A 20,548-nucleotide genomic window follows, 5' to 3' on the forward strand; every position below is an offset into this window, starting at 1 on the left:
GGTAAGACTAACCTAACGGATCGGAGGGGTCAGAGGCGGCCCATTCGGTCCAGAGCCGCCCGTGCCGCTGCCAGCGCGCGGTCCCTGTCCTGCTTGACCAGGCCGATCCTGGTCCTCCTGTCCAGCAGGTCGCCCTCGTCGAGCGCGCCCTCGTGCTGGACTGACCAGATCAGCTCGCCCTCGGTGACGCCGAGCCCGGCCTCCTCCGGGTGCGCCTTGACGAGCTCGTGCACGGCCTCGGCCTCGCTGCCGTACCGCTCGGCCAGCTGGTGCGGCACCCCCGACGGCCGCGCTCCCGCCCCGACGAGCGGGATCTTCCTCGTACGGCACCGCCCGGCCGGCAGCTTCGCGGTCGAGACCGCTCGATCCACCGCGTCCTCGGCCATGCGCCGATATGTCGTCAGCTTGCCCCCCACGACCGTGACGACCCCGTCGTGCGACAGGACCGCGTGCCTACGGGAGATGTCCGCCGTGCGGCCGTCGGCCGCCAGAAGGGGCCTGAGGCCCGCGTACGCGCCCGCGACCGCCTCTCTGGTCACCCGAGTCTCAAGAACGCCGTTCAGCACCTCCAGGAGCGTTCTGACGTCCTCCTCGGGTGCTTCGGGAACGTCGGGCACGGGCCCGTCCACCGGTTCGTCCGTCAGGCCGACGTGGACGCGGCCGTCGCGCTGGGGGAGTACGAGCGCGAATCGGCTGGTCTCTCCGGGAATGGGCACGTGCATGCCGGCGATCAGCCCGGGGAGCGTGCCGGGCGCCAGCACGAGGTGGGTGCCTCTGGACGGCCGCAGCTTGACCTCGGGGTCCAGCGTGCCCGCCCACACCCCGGCCGCGTTGATCACCGTCGTGGCGCGGACGTCGAACTCCTCGCCGGTCAGCTCGTCGCGTACCAGCGCGCCCCGGTCTGTCAGCCGCAGCGCGCGGCAGCGGGTCAGCACGCGGGCGCCCTGCGCGGCGGCCGTCCGGGCGATGGCCACCACCAGGCGGGCGTCGTCGAGCAGCCGGCCGTCCCACGACAGCAGCGCGCCGCGCAGGCCGTCGTCGTCGAGCACGGGCGCCAGCGTGCGGGTGCGGGCCGCGCTCAGCCGCGTGGGCCCCGGCAGCAGCCGGCGCGGCGTGCGCGCGGCGGCCCGCAGGCTGTCGCCGAGCCGGTAGCCGCTCATCACCAGCGCCGCCTGCTGCCGCGAGACCGCCTTCGTGAGCGGCAGCAGGTACGGGTGCGCCGCGACCAGGTGCGGAGCCGTCGTGCGGAGCAGGATGCCGCGCTCGACCGCGCTCTCGTAGGCCACGTCCACCTGCCCCTTGGCCAGGTAGCGCAGGCCGCCGTGGATCATCTTGGAGCTCCACCTGGACGTCCCGAAAGCCAGGTCGTGCGCGTCGATCGCCGCTACGCTCAACCCCCGGGACGCGGCGTCGAGCGCGGCGCCCGCGCCGGTCGCGCCGAGCCCCACCACCAGCACGTCCAGCCGTTCCTCCGCGACCTGGCGGAGCTCGCGGGAGCGTCTGCGGGCGTTCAGCGAGCTGTCCAAGGTGCGCCTCCACGCGAGCTGTCCGAAGTGCCTCCACCCGGGCTACCCAAGGTAGGCCTCCAGCATGGCGGCGAGCTCGTCGTCGAGCTCGTCCAGGGTCAAGGGGTCGAGCATCGTGGGCGCCGACAGCAGGAACGACTGCGCCACCAGCAGCACCGCCCGCGCCTTGCGCGGGTCGCCGACCGCCCGCTCCAGGACGCCGAGCGCGGCCTCCTGGCTCGCGCCCCGCCGGTCGGTCAGGTACGGCATGAGCAGCTCGGGATCGGCCTCCACGATCTTGCGCCACAACGGGTGCGCGCGCAGCCCGCGGACCCCGGCGACGACCGCGCGCACCGGGTCGGCCAGGTCGAGCCCCTCGACCACCCGCACCCACTCCCTGGTCATCAGGTCCGCGACCAGCGTGCGCACGTCGGGCCAGCGGCGGTAGATCGTCATCCGCGACACCCCGGCCCTGCGTGCCACGTCCGTGAGGGTCGTCCTCCGCACCCCGTACGCCAGCACGCAGTCGCGCGCCGCGTCCAGCACGCCGTCATTGTGACGATTCGACGTCATGTGTCACAGTGTAAGGAGCGAACCCGACGCAGCGAGCGGAGTGGAGGCCTGACGGAGGAAGGACTCCGCGAAGCGAGTGAGGAGTGGTGAGCGACCAATGACACGCATGACTGGAGAGCCGATGCTGTGGTCCGGCTGGGGCGACCCCGCCAAGGCGCGCGAGCTGCCCGAGCAGGTCCGCCGGCTGTTGCGCGACTTCCTCGGCGTGCGCGCGCCGGACACTCCCGCCGTCGCCCTGGAGTCGGTGCGCCTGCCGCCGGTCGCCCTGCCCGGGCCGCTGCTCGGCGCGCTGGCCGAGGTCGTCGGCTCCGCCCACGTGCTGACCTCCCACGAGGCCCGCGTACGCCACACCCGCGGCAAGTCCACCCCCGACCTGCTGCGGATGCGCGCGGGGGACGGCTCCGACGCCCCCGACGCGGTGGTGCTGCCCGGCTCGCACGACGAGGTGGCCGAGCTGCTGCGGCTCTGCTCCGCCGAACGCGTCGCCGTGGTGCCCTTCGGCGGCGGCACCTCCGTGGTCGGCGGGCTCGCGGCGGCCCGCTCCGGCTTCGCCGGGGCGATCGCGCTCGACCTGGGGCGGCTCGACCGGCTGCGCGCCGTGGACCTGGAGTCGCTCGTGGCCACGTTCGAGCCGGGCGTACGGGCGCCCGAGGCCGAGCGGCTGCTCGCCGGACACGGGCTGACGCTGGGGCACTTCCCCCAGTCCTTCGAGTACGCCACGCTCGGCGGCTTCGCGGCGGCCCGCTCCAGCGGCCAGGCCTCGGCCGGGTACGGGCGCTTCGACGACATGGTCGTCGGCCTTACGGTGGCCACGCCGTCCGGCACCCTGGACCTCGGGCGCGCCCCCAAGTCGGCGGCCGGGCCCGATCTGCGGCAGCTCGTGCTCGGCTCCGAGGGCGCCTTCGGCGTGATCACGTCGCTCAGGCTGCGCGTGCGGCGAGCTCCGGCCGAGCGCCGGTACGAAGGATGGCGGTTCGGGACGTTCGCGGAGGGATCGGCGGCCTTGCGCGCGCTCGCCCAGGAAGGGCCGCTCCCCACCGTGCTGCGGCTGTCGGACGAGACCGAGACCATGATCGGCCTGGCCAAGCCGGACGCGATCGGCTCCGGCGGCTCGGGCTGCCTGCTGATCGCGGGCTACGAAGGCGCTTTCGTGGCGGAGTGGCGGGCGGCGGCTTCGGCCGTCCTGGAGCGGGCGGGCGGCGAGCCGCTGGGCGCGGAGCCGGGCGAGGCGTGGGAACACGGCCGCTTCTCCGCCCCGTACCTGCGTGACTCGCTGCTCGCCGCCGGGGCCACGGTCGAGACGCTGGAGACCGCCGGGTTCTGGGCGAACCTGCCGCGGCTCTACGACGCGGTCCGGCTGGCCCTGGCGGGCGCGCTCGGCTCACCGCTGGTCATGTGTCACATCTCCCACGTGTACGAGACCGGCGCGTCGCTCTACTTCACCGTCGTCACCGCGCAGGAGGGCGACCCCGTGGCGCAGTGGGAGCGGGCCAAGGTGGCGGCGAACGCGGCCATCGTCGAGGCGGGGGGCACGATCACGCACCACCACGGGGTCGGACGCGAGCACCGGGACGCCTACGCGGCCGAGCTGGGGCCCGTGGGGGTGAGCGTGCTGCAGGCGGTCAAGCACCGGCTCGACCCGGCCGGGATACTCAACCCCGGCGTCCTCGTCCCGCCGGACGGCGCCTGACGGGCACCCGCGCTCCTGCGCACTTCGGCCGTGCTCCTTTCAGGAGGTCGCGAGAGGGGCGAGGGCGCGGCAGGGCCACGGCCGCCCGCGACGGCGCGGGTTCAGGGAGCCTCGGGCGGGGAGATCCGGTCGGCCTCCGCCATCGTGGCCGCGGCCTCGCTGTAGCGGTGCAGGGCCTCGTACACCTCGGCCAGGTGCATCAGGGAGGTCACCAGCGGCGCGCCGCCCATCGCGCGGGTGAGCGCGGCCGCCTCCTGCGCCATGGGCAGCGCCTCCACGGCCTTGCCCCGCTTCAGCAGCAGCCTCGCCGTCAAGCGCAGGCTGCGGGCCAGCAGCGCCGTGTGCTCGGGGAACTCCGTGGCCAGCGCCCTGCTGCGCGCCACGGCCTGGCGGGCCCTGCGGAGCGCCGCGCCGCCCCACCGGGAGCCGGTTTGCGCATATGCCAGCAGACCTTCAATAGCCTCCGCGTCGGAGGTGCCTCTCCGGGTCGCGTCGTCCGGGCTGTTACGGGTCATGGGCGCCTCCCCTCGGCGGTCCCAACCGCTTGCTTGGGGGGTGAGGCTACACCATTGCGAACCTTCTGTGTTCCTTGCGGTACGGAGCGTTCATGGTGCGTCATCTGAAGATCGCGGTAAAGATGAGGACATGGTGGAAGTCGCGGCTGAACGTGGAAAGCACCTTTCGTCACGGGTGTCGGAGCGGGGCGCGGGGTGGGCCTGTACGCAGACGGGGACGTTCGCCCAGCTCAGACCCAATGGTCAGGGATTTACCTGGTTGAATGTGGCGACCTTGTGGCGCTCGCGCAACGACATCCTCGCCTCGTTGTTCGGGGATCCGTCGGGTGAGGTTCGGGCGCGCTGGGTGGCGGCCCAGGAAGCGCGCGGGATTGACCCGGAATTTCGCATCAAGCTATCCGTTGGGGGAAATTTCAGTTTTCTTCTGCTCGGTGATACAGGAGAGGGAGATGCGTCGCAGTATGCCGTTGTTCCGGGGATGCTGAAACTGGGGGAGGACACGGCATTCGCCGTCATAGCCAGTGATGTGATCTATCCGACCGGATCGGGAAACGAGTACTGCGACAAGTTCTTCCGTCCGTACAAGGACTACGACGCCCCGATCTACGCCGTCCCCGGCAACCACGACTGGTACGACGGGCTCGGCGGGTTCATGCGGGTCTTCTGCGACGCGCCGCCGCTCAAGCCGAAGCCCGACCGCGGGCTGCGCGGGCTGCTGTGGCGCAAGCCGGAGACGGTCGACGAGGAGCGGCTGGCCAAGGCGCGCGAGCTCAGGGGCAAGCCCGCCCAGCAGGCCACGCAGCCGGCGCCGTACTGGGCGATCGAGACCGACAGCCTGGTGATCGTCGGCGTCGACACCGGCATCAAGAACGTCATCGACAAGGGGCAGACCGCGTGGCTGCGGCGCGTCTCGCTCGATCCGCGGCCGAAGATCCTCGTGACGGGCAAGCCCATCTACGTCGGCAACGCCTACAAGCCGTCGCCGCTGGAGGAAGGCGGCACGATCGACGACATCGTGCGCGACCCGGCGCACCGGTACGTCGCGGCCATCGGCGGAGACGTGCACAACTACCAGCGCTATCCGGTCAAGGTGGGCGACCGGGTGATCCAGTACATCGTGTCCGGCGGCGGCGGCGCGTTCATGCACGCCACGCACACCATCGGCCGGGTCGACGTCGCGGGCGTGGACGAGGACGCGTTCAAGTGCTACCCGCTGCGCGGCGACTCGCTGTCCTTCTACAGCCAGCTGTACGCGCGCCGCCTGCGGATGAAGTGGATCTACCTGACGCCCTCCGAGGCCCTGTGCATCATGTCGGACCAGATCAAGAACCGGCCGGTCAGGGCCCCCGAGGGACCGGTGACGATCACCAGCAGGATGCGGTGGGCGGCGCGGCTGCTCGGGGCCTGGCCGTGGCCGTTCCGGCTGCCGGTGGACAAGGTGTTCCACCGCTACCTGTCGGAGCTCTCCGACTGGGACACACCGCCGTTCTTCAAGCAGCTCCTGCACATTTCGGTCACCCCTGAGGAGCTGACCCTGCGCTGCTTCGCCGCGACCGGGTGCCTGCCGCAGGAGCTCGATCCGCCGCTCGAGGACGAGGTGCGCATCACATTGTCGTAGGCGTTTGGCACCCTTGACCACGTGTATGTCGTGGTCGCCGGAGAGACGGTGCTTCCGGTCGGCGGCTCGGCACGCCGTACCGCCGACCTGGCGGGGGCCGTGCGCGAGCTGGAGGCGGCCGAGCACCCGCGGTGGGTGTGGGCCGATGGCCGGGAGGTCTATCCCGGGCTGCTGAGCGCGGGCGTGCGGGTCTCCCGCTGCCATGATCTCGCGCTCACCGAAGGGCTGCTGCTCGCGTACGAGGGCCGCTACGGCGAGCCCCGCTCGGCCGCGGCAGCCCACGCCAGGCTGTACGGGCTGCCGGTGCCCGAGGACCAGCCGAGCGCGCCCGACACGCTGTTCGCGCCCGAGCCGCTCTCGGCCGAGGCGGTGGCCGAGGTGCTGGCCGACCAGCTGCGGCGGATCGAGGCCCTGCCGGAGCCCGGCAGGTTCAGGCTGCTGGTGGCGGCCGAGTCGGCCGGGGCGCTCATCGCGGCCGAGATGTCGTACGACGGCATGCCCTGGCGGCGCGACGTGCACGACGCGCTGCTGACCGACCTCCTGGGCCCGCGGCCCGTGCACGGCATGCGGCCGGCCAAGCTGCAGGCACTGGCCGACGAGGTGGCCGCGGCCTTCGGCCATCCGGTCAATCCGGACTCAGTGCAGCAGCTCGTCAAGGCGTTCAAGGGGGCCGGGGTGGCGCTGAAGACCACCCGGTCGTGGGAGCTCAAGCAGATCGACCACCCCGCCGTGGCGCCGCTGCTGGCGTACAAGGAGCTGGCCCGCCTGTTCAGCTTCCACGGGTGGGTGTGGGCCGACCAGTGGGTGCGGGGCGGCCGGTTCCGCCCCGAGTACGTGGTGGGCGGCGTCGTGTCCGGGCGGTGGGCGACCAGCGGCGGCGGGGCGCTGCAGATCCCCAAGGTGATGCGGCGGGTGGTGGTGGCCGACGACGGGTGGGTGCTGATCGTCGCCGACGCCGCCCAGCTCGAGCCGCGGGTGCTGGCCGCGATGGCCGGCGACGTGGGGCTGGCCAGGGCCGCGGGGGAGATCGACCTGTATGCGGCGCTGGCGCAGTCGTTCGGGGGCGAGCGGGCCAACGCCAAGATCGCCATGCTGTCCGCCATGTACGGCGGCACCAGCGGCGACGCGCCCAAGCTGCTGGCGGTGATGCGGCAGCGCTTCCCCAAGGCGTACCAGTTCGTGGAGGACGCGGCCAAGGCGGGGGAGGAGGGGCGGCTCGTGCGCTCGTGGCTCGGGCGCACCAGCCCGCCGCCCTCGTCCCGATGGAGGGAGCTGGTGTCGGGGCCCGAGGGCAGCCGGGCGGCCCGCGACCGAGGGCGGTTCACGCGCAACTTCGTGGTGCAGGGCACCGCGGCCGAGTGGGCCCTGGCGCTGATGGCGGTGCTGCGCGGGCTGCTGCCCGAGCCGGCCCGGATGGTGTTCTTCCAGCACGACGAGGTGATGGTGCACTGCCCGATCTCGCAGGCCGAGGAGGTGATCGCCGCCGTCGCCTCGGCCGCCTCGGAGGCCACCCGGCTGCTGTTCGGGGCGACACCGGTGCGCTTCCCGATGGAGGCCGTGGCGGTCTCGTCGTACGCCGACGCCAAGTGACGAGGGCTGCGGGCGGGGCGTGCGACCCTTCGCCACGGCCCGCGTCGCCCCACAGGGTGAGGCTCTTCTCGGGCTCTTGAACGGTGTCAGGACAAGATCTCGTGCAGCCAGGCGCGTTCGGCGCGGCTGGTGGCGCGCGCGATGACGAGCATGCCGCGACGGTACGGGTCGTCCACCTCCCGGGAGCGCAGAGGACGGTCACCGTCGTAGAAGAAGCCGGCGGGCTGTTCCAGGAACCGCAGTCGGCGGCGCAGCACGGCGTGCTGGTCGGCGACGTCGGGAAGCAGGGAGAGGAAGGCCAGGACGGTGAAGTATCGGGTGCCGTCGGTGATGTCGTTCTCGGCCGGTTCCTTCAGCCGGCGCAGCAGGTCATCCCGGCCGTGGTCGGTCAGGTTGAGCACGTGGCGCTGGGCGGCGGAGGCGCCCGGCTCGGTGCGGCGTTCCAGGAGGCCGGCTTTGACCAGGCGGTTGATCGCCGGATAGAGGCTGCCGTCGCTGACCGGGCGGGTGTGTCCGGACAACGCCGCGACCCGCCGCCGCAGTTCGTATCCGTGCAGCGGCCCGTCGGCCAGGAACCCCAGGATCGCCAGCTCGAGCATGCTGCTATCGTGGCACATCGAAACGAGGTATGTCGAATCGATATAGGGAGTGGGATGTCCTACACCGAGGAATGGGTGACCGCGCGCGCCCAGGCTGCCTACGAACAAGGGCAGGCGTCGTTCACGATCCGCCCCGAACGCTCGGCACTGCTGGTCATCGACATGCAGGATGAGTTCGTCGAGCCCGGCTGGAGCCCGTATTGGGTGCCCGCCGCCACCCGCATGGCACCCCGGCTGCGCCGCCTCATCGACCACTGCCGCGACGTCGGCGTCCCGGTGATCTGGACGATCTTCGACGACACCCACCTCGGCCTGGACCGCCCGCACGCCCTGCGCTACCTGCCGAACGGCGACACCGACTGGCGCCGGCCCGGCCCCGCCACGGTCTGGAATCAGATGGGCTACCGCGACGAGGAGGTCCTGATCCGCAAACCCTCCTACGGCGCCTTCTACGACACCGCGCTCGACACCATTCTGCGCAACCTCGGCCGCGACACCGTGATCGTGTCCGGCACGCTGACCAACTACTGCTGCGGCACCACGGCGCGGCAGGCCTACGAGCGCGGGTACCGGGTCGTGTTCGGCGCCGACGTCACCGCCACCGACGACGAGTCCCGGCAGGAACCCGAACTCGCGGTCCTGCGCAAGGGCTTTGCGCTGGTGCTGGACGCCGAGGAGATCACGGACCGCCTGACCGGAGCGGATCCCGCCACCAGTGGCCGGCAGCGGCGGTGAACCCGCATCCATCCGCTGCGGCCGGCGGACAGTGAGGGCCCAGGGTGTTTGGCGGTTCAGGCGTCGGTGGTGCGCCAGATGACGGTGAGCCAGACGCCGGCGAGGGTGACCATGACCCCCACGACCAGGCCGAGCACGCCGTACCCGAGCACCCCCACGATGGCGCCCGCGACGATCGTGCCCGTGGCGCCGCAGACGTTCATCAGCAGGTCGGAAAGCCCCTGGACGGCCGGGCGGCCGTCGAGCGGGACGGACTCGGTGACCAGGGCGGAGCCCGCCACCAGGCCGCACGACCAGCCGAGCCCCAGCAGCACCAGCGCGGTCGTCACCTGCCACACCCGGTGGCCGGCCGTGCCGGCGAGGGTGGCGGCGGCCAGCAGGAGGGCCATGCCGAGCACCAGGACGGGCACCTTGCCGGCCTTGTCGGCCAGCCAGCCCACCACCGGCGACAGCACGTACATGCCCGCGATGTGCAGGCTGATCACGAGGCCGATGACGTCCAGGTTCGAGCCGTCGTGATGGAGCTTGACCGGGGTCATGGACATGACCGACACCATCGCCGTGTGGCTGACCGCGATCATGACGAGGGCGCGGCGGGCGTTCGGGGTCGTGCGGAGGGTCTGCCAGGCGGTGCGGATCGTGCCCTTGGGGGCGCGGCCGGTGCGCTGGGCGCCGGTGAGTGAGCGGGCCAGCTTGAGCGGATCGGGGCGCAGGAAGACGAAGATGACGGTCAGGGCCAGCGCGAACGCCAGCGCCGCGAACGCGAAAGGCCCCGCCTGCTGCACCAGGCCCAGTCGCATGCCGATCTGGTCGGCGGGCTTGGCGAGGTTCGGGCCGGCGACGGAGCCGATCGTGGAGGCCCAGACGACCAGGGACAGGTGCCTGGCCGAGCGGCCCTGCGGCGACAGGTCCGTGGCCGAGTAGCGCGCCGCCAGGCTGCCCGCGCTCCCGCCGCCCACCAGCACGAGCCCCGCGAGGAGCAGCGGCCACGCATGCAGGCTGATCGCCAGGACCGAGATCGCGCAGCCCGCGAGCGCCGACAGGTACGCCACCGACAGTCCCGCGCGGCGGCCACCCCGGCCCGCCGCCTTGGCGGTCGGCAGGGCCAGCAGCGCCGCGCCGAGCACGGTGGCCGTGCCCGCGAAGCCGCTGATCACCGTGGACCCCGACAGCTCGTCCACGACCACCGAGCTGAGCGCGAGCCCGACGGCGACCCCCACCCCACCCACGATCTGCGTCGCCGACAGGACAGCCAGGGTACGGCGCTGGACGCTCTGAATTCGGTCAGCGGACGAGACCGCTGGTGTTGTGGGGGCACTGGTCACGTGTGAAGTCTCGCATAACCCCCCACATCACCCAAAAGGCCGAAATGTCAGAGAATGGTGACCGAATCCCCCTGAGCAATGCGCCCCGGCGTGTCCGGGATCAGGTTGATGCCGAACCACACCTTCCCGTCCCACTTGCGATGCCGGGAGAGCGTTCGGATGGGCTCCTTCCCCTTCGTGTACGTGGCCGTGTCGATCGTCGTCAGCACGCACCGGTCGCACCCCTTGCTGACCCGGAAGTTGACCGCGCCGATGCGTACCCGCTCCCACTTGTCCTCGGCGAACGGCGTGTCCACCCCGTCGACCACCACGTTCGGCCGGAACCGGTGCATGGGCAGCGGCTCGGGCGCCTCCTCGCCGCGCTCCAGCGCGGTCTCCACGATCCAGTCGTTGAGCCGCGCGAGCGAGGCGCTGGACGTGAGCAGCAGCGGGTAGCCGTCGGCCAGGCTCACGCGGTCGCCGGGCCGTCCGTACTCGGGGTTGACCGGACGGCGGGTCGGGTCGTCGAGCCACTTGAGCCTGAGTGGCCGCCCCACCAGCCCGGACAGCCAGCGTGCCGCGTCGTCGCCGCAGTCGGTGACCTCCACGGGCGTGCGCGCCACCGTGACCGTGGACATCGACTCGGCCGGCGTGACCCGCAGCGGGTCCGCGTGCGGGCCGGTCAGCGTGAGCCCGTCGCCGTCGAGCCGGGCGACGACGGCCAGCAGGCGGGGCTCCTCACGGGCGGTGAGGACGTCGCCGCGCTCGTCGGTGACGAGGTAGCGGCGGTCGCCGGCCAGCCCCCACGGCTGGACCTCGGCCTCGCGGACCTCGTGCCCTGCGGTGGACTTGACGGGGTAAAAGTGGATGCTCGCCAGCTTCATACGCGAGAAAGTACCTCACTGGTCTCCGCGGCCGTGGAGCGGTGCAGTGCTGCCGAGAGGGCCACGGTCGCGAGCGAGAGCACGCCGATGGCGGCGCCGATCCAGGCGACGGACGGGTAGCCGAGCCCCGCCTCGATGGCCAGCCCGCCGAGCCAGGGGCCGACGGTGATGCCGACGTTGAAGGAGGAGACGTTCACCGCGGCGGCCAGCGTCGGGGCGTCCTTGGCCAGCGAGAAGACGCGGGTGTTCAGCGCGGGGTTGGTGCCGAAGCCGAACGCGCCGAGCAGGAAGATCAGCGCGATGGCCGGCACGGTGGCCGACGCGCCCAGGGCCAGCGCCACCGAGGTGACGACGAGGCCGGTCACGCCGACGTACAGGGTGGGGAACGGGCGGGCGTCGGCGATCCTGCCGCCGATGGTGATCCCGATCAGCGAGCCGACGCCGTAGAGCGCCAGGACCGCGGGCACCCAGGCCGGTGCCAGGCCCGTGGTGCCGACCAGCAGCACGCTGAGGTAGCTGAAGGAGGCCAGCAGGGCTCCCGTGGTCAGCGCGGTGGTCCCGTACGAGAGCCAGAGCCGGGGGCTCCCCATGGAGCGCAGCTCGTCGGAGACGCGCGGCGCGGCACCGGAGGGGCGGCCGCCTGGGATGGTGGCGAGCACGCCCAGACCGGCCAGGGCCGACAGCGCCGCGACGGCCCAGAAGGACGCGCGCCAGCCGAGGTGCTGGCCGATGACCGTGCCCAGGGACAGGCCGATGATGGTGGCGACCGTCAGCCCGCCGGCGAGCACGCTCATCGCCTTGCCGCGGGCGTTGGCGGGCACCAGGCCGACCGCGGTGCTCGCGGCCACGGCCCAGAACCCGGCGTACACGAAGGCGCCCACGACGCGGGTGGCGAAGACCACGCCGTAGCTGGACGTCAGGGCGCCCACGATGTGGGACAGCACGAAGACCACCATGAACGTCAGCAGCGCCGTCCGTCGGGGCCAGCGCAGCGTGGCGACGGCCAGCACCGGAGCCCCCACCAGCATCCCCAGGGCGAACGCCGAGATCAGCAGCCCGGCGCCGGGCACGGACACGTGCAGGTCCGCGGCCATCTCGGGCAGCAGCCCGGCCAGCATGAGCTCAGAGGTGCCCTGAGCGAAGATCGCCAGGCCCAGGATGTAGACGGCCAACGGCATGGTCTCACTCCTTTTTAGATTGATCAGTTCAAAACGAGGGCGCGAAAAAGTCAGAAGACGCTCAGCGCGGTTTTCGCGATCGACTCGAGCCCGTCCCGGTCCGTCCCGCCCCGGGCGGCCACGCGCAGGCCGCTGACGGTGGCGATGACGAACTGCGCCAGAGCGAGCGGGTCCTTGCCCGGGTCGATCTCGCCCCGGGCGCGGCCGGCCTCGAGCGCGGCCCGCAGCATCTCCCGCCGCCTGTCGCTGTCGCGCCGCAGCAGCTCGGCGATCTCCGGGTTGCGCGGGGCGAGCTCTGTCATCGAGTTGACCACCAGGCAGCCGGACGGCTCGCCGGGGTCTGGGTCGACGGCCCACCACAGGATGGTCCGGATCTTCTCCTTGACCGGCAGGCCGGACTCCAGCAGGTCGGCGAGCGCGGCGTTGTGCTCGTCCATGTAGTGGCGCAGCGCCTTCTCGAACAGGTCGTGCTTGCTCGCGAAGGTGTTGTAGATGCTGCTGCGGCCGAGGCCGGTGGCCGTGCACAGGTCCTGGGTCGAGGTGGCCTCGTAGCCCGCGGTCCAGAACGCGCGCATGGCCGCCTCGACGGCGCGCTTCTCCTCGAACTTCCTCGGTCGCCCCATGCTCCGCACGTTAGCACGTTTTGGAACGAACGGTGCAATACGTCAGCTCGCCTGCCGGAACGTGTCCAGGAACACCTGGCGGGCCTCCGCCTGGTCGTCCCACTTGAGCTCGGGCATGTCGAACGTGATCGTGAACGCGTCCTTGTCGTCGATCGTGACGTACCTGGTCAGCGCGTGCATGGGGACGCCGTTGGAGGTCGTGTAGGTGTACTCCCAGTCGGCGGCCCGCCGGCCGCGGTAGTCGACGGCCTGGAGCTGCACCTGGATGTAGCCGTCCACGCCGCCCTTGGCCTCCTGCTTGCCCAGCTCGGCCAGGCCGCCGTCGGGCTGCGCGGCGGCCTTCTGCACCATGATCCGGATGCCGGAGTCCTTCGGCCCGCTGAACGTGGTCACGCCGCCCGACGTCCCCGCCTTCCAGCCCTCCGGCACGGCGGCGGCGAACCCGGCCATGCCGTGCTCGCTGTAGCCGCTGGGTATCACCGAGGGCTCGCCGTCCTGGGCCGCGTCGGGCGAGGAGCTCGCCGCCTGGGTCCCGGGCGCCACCGTGGGCGTCGAACCGCCCGACAGGATGACCACCACGGCGCCGACGACCACGGCGATGCCCACCAGCACGCTGATCATGAGCGTTTTCGGGCGGCCGCCACTGCTCCAGAAGCCGTCGTCCTCTTCCGGCCTGCGCCTGCTCTTGCCCGTGCGCGGCGCCGAGCCGGGCAGCGTGGCCGGGCGGTTGTGGCTGAGGTCGCGGGACAGGTCGCGCGAGTGCTCGCGCAGGTCGTCCGCCGAGGCCAGCGGCCACGGCGTGGCGCCGGAGGAGGACGCGCGGCTGTCCGTGGTCAGCGGCAGGATCGGCGCGGGCTGCGGGCCGGAGTCGTCCTCGAGGCCCCCGGCGATCCGGTGCGGCCCGGACGGCGTGCCGCCGAACGGCCGGCCCCCCGAGGGACTGGCGAACGCGTCGAACCCGCCGGACGGCGTCGACAGCTGATCGGTCCTGTGGCTGCCCGACGGGCTCTGCAGTGCGTCGTACGGCATCGAATGGCCGCCCGACGGGCTGGTCAGCGGGTCGTACGGCACGCGTACCGGACCCGAGGGGGTCTCCACGATCCGCGAGGGCATCGGCCCCGACGGGTGGTCCAGCGGCGGCAGGTTGTCCTGCGAGGGCAGCGTCTCGGCCGGGCGAGGCCGGACCGAGCCGTGCGCGCGCAGCACCGCCTCCAGCATCTCGATGACCTGGCCGGAGGTGAGCCGCTCGGCCGGGTTCTTGCGCAGCAGCCCCTCGATCACCGGCTGCAGCGAGCCGGCCCGCTGCGGGCTGATCGGGTCCTGTGTGAGCACCGAGCCGAGCACTGCCACGGGGTCGGGCCCCTCGTACGGCGGCCGCCCCTCGACGGCGGCGTACAGCGTCGCGCCGAACGACCACAGATCGGCCGCCTGCGTGATCGCCTGCCCCGACAGGCGCTCCGGCGGGATGTACGCGGGCGACCCCATGAGCAGCCCGGTCTGCGTGATCGTCACGTCGCCCTCGATGGCCGCGATGCCGAAGTCGGTCAGCACCACCCGGTCCTGGGTCAGCAGCACGTTGCCGGGCTTGATGTCGCGGTGCAGGATCCCGGCGGCGTGCGCGTGCCTGAGCGCGTCGAGCACCCGGATGCCGATCTCGGCCGCCTGGATCACCGGCAGCGGCCCGCTCTGGCGTACGGCCTGCTCCAGCGACCACGCGCGGACCAGCTCCATCACGATCCAGGGGCGGCCGTCCTCCTCGACCACGTCGTGCACGGTCACGATGCCGGGATGGGTCAGGCGCGCGGCCGACCTGGCCTCGCGCAGCATGCGCCGGTGCGCCACCTGCATGCCCGCGCGGTCGAGCCCGTACGGGAGGATCAGCTCCTTGACCGCCACGTCCCGGTCGAGCAGGACGTCGTGGGCGTGCCACACCATGCCCATGCCGCCCCTGCCGACCGGCGACATGAGGCGGTACCGCCGGCCGATCAAGCGTCCCTGGCTTTGCGGGGCGCCGCTGGGGGCACCTCCCTCCGGGCCGGGGCCGCTGAGCAAGCGGTCGGCTGCCATCTTCCCGCCCCCATCCCGCACTGAACGTAAACAAAGTGGTTCGTTACGATATCTGCGGGCAATGCGCAAGGGAAGCTGATCAACCCTGACAAGGGTGATTACCTGCGGTTATGTCGTAATTCAACTGGCCTGTTCGGCCAGCGACAGCAGGGCGGCGGTGAACGCCTCCACGGGCGGTTTGACCAGGCCCGCCCCCACCTGTCCGGTCCCAGGGACGCGGCCCGCTATGCCGGTGTTGACCACGGGCAGCAGGCCGGTCCTGGCGACGAGCGTCACGTCGATGCCGACGGGCGTGCCGCGGAAGCCGAGCCCCGGGATCTGGTAGGCGGGGTGCTCGGCGAGCGTGATCTCGTACATGGAGCGCGTGGCCCGCACCGCGTCGGACACCTCGCCGCCCACGAACCGCACGATGGCCGGCGAGGCCGCCATCGCGAACCCGCCCAGCCCCGACGTCTCGGTGATCGTGGAGTCGCCGATGTCCGGGTTGGCGTCGTCCGGCCCGTACGTGCCCAGATAGAGCCCGTCGGGCACGCCCGCGGGACCGGTGAACCAGCGCCCGCCCAGCCCGGAGACCTGGACGCCGAAGTCGGTGCCGTTCCTGGCCATGGCCACGACCAGGGACGAGCCGGGCACGTCGCGGGCCGCGTCGGTGCCGACCTTGGCGGCCGCCATGGCGAGGTTGAGGAAGAAGTGGTCGTTGCCGTTGATGAAGCGCAGAACCTCCGCGGCGTGGCCGGGGACGGCCTCGACCACGGCGGGGGCCAGCTCGCGCAGCAGGAGCGAGGTGGCGGCGCGGTTGCGGTTGTGCAGCTCGTCGCCCATCTGCAGGGCCTGCGCGATCAGCGAGCGCAGGTCGAGGGGCCCGGTGCGCTCCAGCGTCGCCTTCAGCGCCGGGCCGAGCACCGCGTCCATCCAGCGCAGGCGCTCCAGCACCTCCGGTCCGTAGGCGCCGTACCTGAGGACCTTGCCCAGGCCCTCGTTCAGCGAGCAGTACGCGGTGCCGCCGTGCTCGTCGTCGCGTATCTCGAACAGCCACATGGACGGGCTCACCACGCCCGCCATCGGGCCCACGGCGGCGTGCTCGTGGCACGGCCGCAGCGCGATCTCGCCGGCCGCCAGCCTGCGCGCGGCGTCGTGCTCGTCGCCGGCCCGGCCCTCGAGCAGCATCGCGCCGATCAGCGCGCCGCGCATCGGGCCCGACGCGCGTTCCCAGGTGATGGGCGGGCCCGCGTGCAGGAACGTCCCCGCCTCCAGCACCTCCGACGCGCGCCGCACCCCTACCAGGTAGGGGCGCGCGGAGGTCAGCCTGCTCACGGCCAGCTCGTTCGCGGCCTGCCTGCGCGGGTCGGCGAGCACCTTCGCCAGGGCCTCGGCGGTGCCGGGCAGTGGCGGGCGCCAGCTGACGGGTACGGTCTGGACGGCCTGCGCCCTCAGTGCCTCGTCGAGCAGGCCCGCGCCGACCGTGATGACCCGGGGCGGGGTGGACAGCAGGCTCATACGAGACTCCTGGCGTGCCTGGCGGCCTGGGCGTTGGACGTGAACACGGCCGCGCCCGCCTCCCTGAAGGCGGCGGCCTGCCGGTGCAGGTCCTGCGGGTCGCCCTCGGTGCCGATGAGGGCGATCACGACGGTGGCGGGGGTGCGGGCGACGGCGTGCGCGAGCGAGGCGGCGGGGTCGGGGTCGGCGCCGTGACCGAGCACGACGTCCATGAGCACCAGATCGCTCTCGTGAGCCCGGGAGAGCGCCTCGACGCGGAGCGTCGGGTCGATCATGGGGTGCGCCCGGCCCCTGGTGTAGGCGTCGTCGCCGTAGTCGACGAAGTCGCCCCCTCTCGAACCGGCACGGCCGGCGATCAGCGCGGCTTCGGCGCTGAGCGTCCCGCCGGAGTAAACGCCCTTGATCGTCTTGGCCCGGCTCTGCTTGCCCGACCACGCGGGCCAGGACGGCCACTCGGGCACGGGCCTGCCGAGCGCGCGCAGCGTTCGCTCGGCCGCCTCCGTGAGGTCGATCTCCGGGAGCAGCGCGAGCAGCACCGGCGTGCGCAGCCGCGCCACGGAGTCCTGTACGGTCCGCGCCACCTCGGGGGACGGCGGCTTGGAGATGAGCAGGATCAGCTCAGTGGCCGGATCCTCGTCCAGCATGCGCAGGGCGCGCAGCGTGGACAGGCCGCCCACCTCGGCCGACAGGTCCCTGCCGCCCACGCCGAGCACGTGGCTGACGCCGGTGCCCGCCCAGTCGAGCAGGCACGTCACCTGCTGGGCGCCGGTGCCGGAGGCGGCCACCACGCCGACGGGGCCGGGGCCGAGCACGTTCGCGAAGCCCAGGCCGACGCCGCCGATCAGGGCGGTGCCGCAGTCGGGGCCCATCACGAGGACGTCCTGGGCCTCCGCGAGCTCCTTCAGGCGGCGCTCCTGGGCCGCGGGGACGCCGTCGCTGAAGATCATGACGGGGAGTCCGGCCTGGATGGCGTCCTGGGCCTCGGCGAAGGCGTACTCGCCGGGGGTCGAGACGAGGACCAGGTCGGCCCCGGTCCTGGCGGCCGAGCGGGTGGTGAGCGGGGGCTGGTCGGCGGGCTGGTCGGCTGGGGCGCCCTCCGGGTGACGGCCTGCGGTCAGCCGGCGGTCGGCCTCCTCGACGGCCGCCCGGGTGTCGTGCGCGCGTACGGCGATGAGGAGGTCGCCCGGGTCGGCGGCCGGGACGGTGAAGCCCAGGTCGCGGAGGATGCCGAGGTTCAGCTCGGTGGCCATGGCGACCATGGCCACCTCCACACCCGACATTTCGGTCAGCGCACGACTTATGCGCATGAGGGCAACTGAGTCGTGGTACGTGCCTTTCCGTACCAGCACCGCATCGCTGCTCATCGTGGCCCGCTCAGAGCGAGGACGGCGGACGTCCCGATGGCGATGCCCTGGGTGAGGTCCGCGCCCGAGGTGTGGCCGAGACGGTGGAGATCACGCAGGGCCGGCTCGAGCGGCTGCCCGCCGGCGATGCCGCGCAGCACGGCGGTCACCTCGGGGCTGGCCTCGCCCCTGGCGGCGCAGTGCAGGAGCGTGGCCGAGATGGGCGTGGTACGGGTGCGCGCGTCGAACGTCACGGTCGCCGCCAGCCAGTCGGCCAGCCAGACCGCCCGCTCCGCCCCGGCCGCCGCGCCCAGCCGGCGCAGCGTCACCAGCAGGCCCGCCAGCACGTCGTCGCCGCTCGGCGTGAGCCCGGGACCCAGGCCCACGAGCTGCTCGGCCGCCGTCACCGCTCCCAGGAGCCAGCCCTTCGCGCAGCTGTCCGCCAGTGACTCGACGGCCCCGTTACCCGCCAGGCCCGGTAGCGGAGGTTCCGGCGGTCGGCTCAGGCGGGTGGCGGCGTACTCGAGGCGCGCCCGATCGATCCGGCCCAGCGGCGGGGCGGGGTCCCACCAGCGGCGCACGCTCAGGCTCAGCGGGCCCAGCTCGATGACGCGCTCGCCCACCGAGGCGTCGTCACCCAGCGTGACGTGCGGCAACTGGGCGGCCAGCAGCACGGAATTGGGCAGCCGCGTGGCCGCGCCCGTGATGACGGCGATCACCGAAGGCTCCAGGTCGGTTCTGACCTCGAGATAGATCCCCGCCGGGAACACGGCGAGCACGCGGGCGGGGCGGCGCGGCGACTCCAGGAGAGGGCGCACCGCCGTGCTGGCCGCACCCGTCACATGGATGCGGGCGCGCCTCACATGAGTACTGACGGTCACCTGGCCTCCCATCCGACCCTGGACCTGACCGTAGAACGGGCGCGGAACCCTCCGTACGGAGAAATTTGCCAACAGTCAGCGGGAAGGTTGGCTCTTCCTGACAGACCGCTTCTGGAGTCACAATCTCCACATGGAACCCCCCGTCCGGCTCGCCAGCACCGGGACGATCATTCACGGTGTTTCCGTAGGAGAGGTGCTCGGTGTCTCGACTCTCGCCGACGCCAGGCTGATCGCGGGGGAGAGCGGCCTGGGCCGCATCGTGCAGCGGCTGAACGTCATGGAAGTGCCCGACATCCTGGCCTGGGTCAAGCCGCACGAGCTGCTGCTCACGACGGGCTACCCGCTGCGCAACACCCCGCAGTCACTTGGGCGGCTGGTGGCCGACCTGGACGAGCGCGGGCTGTCGGCGCTGGCGATCAAGCTCGGGCGGTACGTGGACGAGCTGCCCGACGAGATGGTCGAGCAGGCCGACCGGCTCGGCTTCCCGCTCATCCTGCTGCCGAACGACGTCGGGTTCGACGACATCCTCAACCAGGTGCTGACGGACATCCTGAACCGCCAGGCCGCCGTGCTCGCCCGCGCCGAGGAGGCGCACCGGGCGCTCGTGCAGGTCGTGCTGGCGGGCGGCGGACTCAACGAGGTGACCGCCGAGGTGGCGCAGCTGCTCGACGTGTCGGTGGCGGCCGTGGACGGCTCGGGCCGCGTCCTGGCCAGCTCGGGCGCCGCCGATCAGGTGGCGGTCCTGCGCGAGTCGATCTCCCTCGAGGGCCCGTCCCTTCCGGCCGCCGCCGGGAGGGCACGGTCTTTCGCCTCGGTGCCCGTGCTCGCCGGGGGCCACCACCACGGCAGGATCGTCGCCTACAGCCCGACGGGGGCGATCAGGGACAGCGACGTCGGCATCCTCGAACGCGCCGCCACCGTCGCCGCGCTCGTCGTGACGCGGCAGGAGGCGGTCAACGCCGTCGAGAGCAAGTACCGCGCCGACTTCCTGCGCGACGTGCTCACCGGCCGGGCGGGCACGGCGGAGCGGGTCACGGCCAGGGCGCGGGCGTTCGGCTGGGACCTGGCGCGCCCCGTGACCGTGCTGGTGGCCGAGCTGGACCCGGACGGCGACGAGCGCAGCGCGCAGGACCGGCTGGTGGCCTGCTGGACGGCGGCGATGCGGCGGCACGACCCGCGCGGGGCGGTCGCGGGGTTCTCGCACGAGGTGGTGGCCGTGGTGGACGCCTCGATCGACGCCACCCGGGTGGCCAAGGACGCGGCCTCGGCCTTCGCCGACGTGCCGCCCGCGACGTTCTCGACGGGCACCTCCCGGCCGAGCCCGGGGGCGGAGACGCTGCCCGAGGCGTACTCGCAGGCGTTGAAGGCGGCCAGGGTGGGCCGCCAGCTGCACGGCCCCGGCGCGGTCGCCCACTTCGACCAGCTCGGCGTCTACCGCCTGCTGTCCCTGGTGAACGACACGGAGGAGCTGCACGCGTTCGTCCGCGAGACGCTAGGGCCGCTGGCCACCGACGTCGACGCCGAGAACGCCGACCTCCGGCGCACCCTGCAGGTGCTCCTGGAGACCAACCTCAACGTGGCGGAGACGGCCCGGCGGCTGCACTTCCACTACAACACGCTGCGCTACCGCATCGGCAAGCTGGAACGCCTGCTCGGCAACTTCACCGACGACCCACACCTGCGCCTCAACCTCACCCTGGCCCTGCACGTGCTGCGGATGCGGGGGATCTAGGGTTGGGGCTGTGGACTTCGAACTGCGCTCCGAGTACATCCCGCTGTGTGACCTGCTGAAATACTGCGGGATCACGGAGACGGGCGGGATGGCCAAGCAGCTGATCGCCGAGGGGTTCGTGCTGGTGGACGGCGAGGTGGAGCTGCGCAAGCGCGCCAAGATCCGGTCGGGTCAGATCGTCAGTGGCGAAGGGTTCTCCATCCGGGTGGAGTAG

18 protein-coding genes are annotated in these 20,548 nt (G+C 72.5%); 6 read left to right on the forward strand and 12 right to left on the reverse strand.

Annotated features, from left to right (window positions below; all coding sequences use genetic code 11):
• Window positions 1-29: 29 nt before the first annotated feature.
• Both ABD830_RS49390 and ABD830_RS49395 read right to left on the reverse strand, forming a co-directional pair.
• The gene (locus tag ABD830_RS49390; RefSeq protein ID WP_345002535.1) at window positions 30-1,526 is read right to left on the reverse strand and encodes a glycerol-3-phosphate dehydrogenase/oxidase; all 1,497 of its coding nucleotides are present in this window, start codon (window positions 1,524-1,526) and stop codon (window positions 30-32) included.
• 42 nt (window positions 1,527-1,568) lie between these two features.
• Entirely contained in the window at window positions 1,569-2,078 is a 510-nt protein-coding gene (locus ABD830_RS49395; protein WP_345002536.1) for a TetR/AcrR family transcriptional regulator, read from the reverse strand.
• 121 nt (window positions 2,079-2,199) lie between these two features.
• Between ABD830_RS49395 and ABD830_RS49400 the strand changes: the two genes are divergently transcribed.
• Window positions 2,200-3,768, forward strand: coding sequence for an FAD-binding oxidoreductase (locus ABD830_RS49400; RefSeq protein ID WP_345002673.1), 1,569 nt, complete (start codon window positions 2,200-2,202; stop codon window positions 3,766-3,768).
• A 101-nt stretch (window positions 3,769-3,869) separates the two neighbouring features.
• On the opposite strand, the gene ABD830_RS49405 is transcribed toward ABD830_RS49400, so the two are convergent.
• Window positions 3,870-4,283 carry a hypothetical protein gene (locus ABD830_RS49405; protein WP_345002537.1) on the reverse strand — a complete coding sequence of 138 codons (414 nt, stop codon included), beginning with the start codon at window positions 4,281-4,283 and terminating at the stop codon, window positions 3,870-3,872.
• Window positions 4,284-4,629: 346 nt separating this feature from the next.
• Between ABD830_RS49405 and ABD830_RS49410 the strand changes: the two genes are divergently transcribed.
• Together ABD830_RS49410 and ABD830_RS49415 are read left to right on the forward strand one after the other, a co-directional pair.
• Window positions 4,630-5,901: a metallophosphoesterase family protein gene (locus ABD830_RS49410; protein ID WP_345002674.1), complete on the forward strand. Its 1,272-nt coding sequence runs from the start codon at window positions 4,630-4,632 to the stop codon at window positions 5,899-5,901.
• Between the two features lie 21 nt (window positions 5,902-5,922).
• Complete coding sequence (locus ABD830_RS49415) at window positions 5,923-7,491, forward strand: bifunctional 3'-5' exonuclease/DNA polymerase (protein ID WP_345002538.1); 1,569 nt, start codon at window positions 5,923-5,925, stop codon at window positions 7,489-7,491.
• 86 nt (window positions 7,492-7,577) lie between these two features.
• On the opposite strand, the gene ABD830_RS49420 is transcribed toward ABD830_RS49415, so the two are convergent.
• Window positions 7,578-8,090 (reverse strand): PadR family transcriptional regulator, encoded by a 513-nt coding sequence (locus ABD830_RS49420; RefSeq protein ID WP_345002539.1) that lies wholly within the window; start codon window positions 8,088-8,090, stop codon window positions 7,578-7,580.
• Between the two features lie 54 nt (window positions 8,091-8,144).
• Between ABD830_RS49420 and ABD830_RS49425 the strand changes: the two genes are divergently transcribed.
• Entirely contained in the window at window positions 8,145-8,825 is a 681-nt protein-coding gene (locus ABD830_RS49425) for a cysteine hydrolase family protein (RefSeq protein ID WP_345002540.1), read from the forward strand.
• Between the two features lie 56 nt (window positions 8,826-8,881).
• Here the strand turns inward: ABD830_RS49425 and ABD830_RS49430 are convergent, their stop codons facing one another.
• The 8 genes from ABD830_RS49430 to ABD830_RS49465 all read right to left on the reverse strand — a co-directional run bounded on the left by ABD830_RS49430 (window position 8,882) and on the right by ABD830_RS49465 (window position 18,602).
• Window positions 8,882-10,150, reverse strand: a complete 1,269-nt coding sequence (locus ABD830_RS49430) for an MFS transporter (RefSeq protein ID WP_345002541.1) — start codon at window positions 10,148-10,150, stop codon at window positions 8,882-8,884.
• Between the two features lie 47 nt (window positions 10,151-10,197).
• A complete protein-coding gene (locus ABD830_RS49435; RefSeq protein ID WP_345002542.1) occupies window positions 10,198-11,013 on the reverse strand; it encodes an MOSC domain-containing protein in 816 nt (271 codons plus the stop codon).
• Window positions 11,010-12,191, reverse strand: a complete 1,182-nt coding sequence (locus tag ABD830_RS49440; protein WP_345002543.1) for a Cmx/CmrA family chloramphenicol efflux MFS transporter — start codon at window positions 12,189-12,191, stop codon at window positions 11,010-11,012. Before ABD830_RS49440 ends, ABD830_RS49435 begins: the two co-directional genes overlap by 4 nt.
• A 50-nt stretch (window positions 12,192-12,241) precedes the next feature.
• Window positions 12,242-12,814 carry a TetR/AcrR family transcriptional regulator gene (locus tag ABD830_RS49445; RefSeq protein WP_345002544.1) on the reverse strand — a complete coding sequence of 191 codons (573 nt, stop codon included), beginning with the start codon at window positions 12,812-12,814 and terminating at the stop codon, window positions 12,242-12,244.
• A 42-nt stretch (window positions 12,815-12,856) separates the two neighbouring features.
• Complete coding sequence (locus tag ABD830_RS49450; RefSeq protein ID WP_345002545.1) at window positions 12,857-14,803, reverse strand: serine/threonine-protein kinase; 1,947 nt, start codon at window positions 14,801-14,803, stop codon at window positions 12,857-12,859.
• Between the two features lie 198 nt (window positions 14,804-15,001).
• Entirely contained in the window at window positions 15,002-16,378 is a 1,377-nt protein-coding gene (locus ABD830_RS49455) for a YlbE family protein (RefSeq protein WP_345002546.1), read from the reverse strand.
• On the reverse strand, window positions 16,375-17,742 hold the full coding sequence (locus tag ABD830_RS49460) for an AllF/FdrA family protein (RefSeq protein WP_345002547.1): 1,368 nt from the start codon (window positions 17,740-17,742) through the stop codon (window positions 16,375-16,377). Before ABD830_RS49460 ends, ABD830_RS49455 begins: the two co-directional genes overlap by 4 nt.
• Window positions 17,739-18,602, reverse strand: coding sequence for an oxamate carbamoyltransferase subunit AllH family protein (locus tag ABD830_RS49465; RefSeq protein WP_345002548.1), 864 nt, complete (start codon window positions 18,600-18,602; stop codon window positions 17,739-17,741). Before ABD830_RS49465 ends, ABD830_RS49460 begins: the two co-directional genes overlap by 4 nt.
• Before the next feature lie 130 nt (window positions 18,603-18,732).
• Here ABD830_RS49465 and ABD830_RS49470 point away from each other — a divergent pair, with 130 nt between their 5' ends.
• Both ABD830_RS49470 and ABD830_RS49475 read left to right on the forward strand, forming a co-directional pair.
• Entirely contained in the window at window positions 18,733-20,334 is a 1,602-nt protein-coding gene (locus ABD830_RS49470; RefSeq protein ID WP_345002549.1) for a PucR family transcriptional regulator ligand-binding domain-containing protein, read from the forward strand.
• 10 nt (window positions 20,335-20,344) lie between these two features.
• Window positions 20,345-20,548 carry an RNA-binding S4 domain-containing protein gene (locus ABD830_RS49475; RefSeq protein ID WP_345002550.1) on the forward strand — a complete coding sequence of 68 codons (204 nt, stop codon included), beginning with the start codon at window positions 20,345-20,347 and terminating at the stop codon, window positions 20,546-20,548.

Origin of the sequence: Nonomuraea helvata (assembly GCF_039535785.1) — a bacterium.
Taxonomy (GTDB): Bacteria; Actinomycetota; Actinomycetes; order Streptosporangiales; family Streptosporangiaceae; genus Nonomuraea; species Nonomuraea helvata.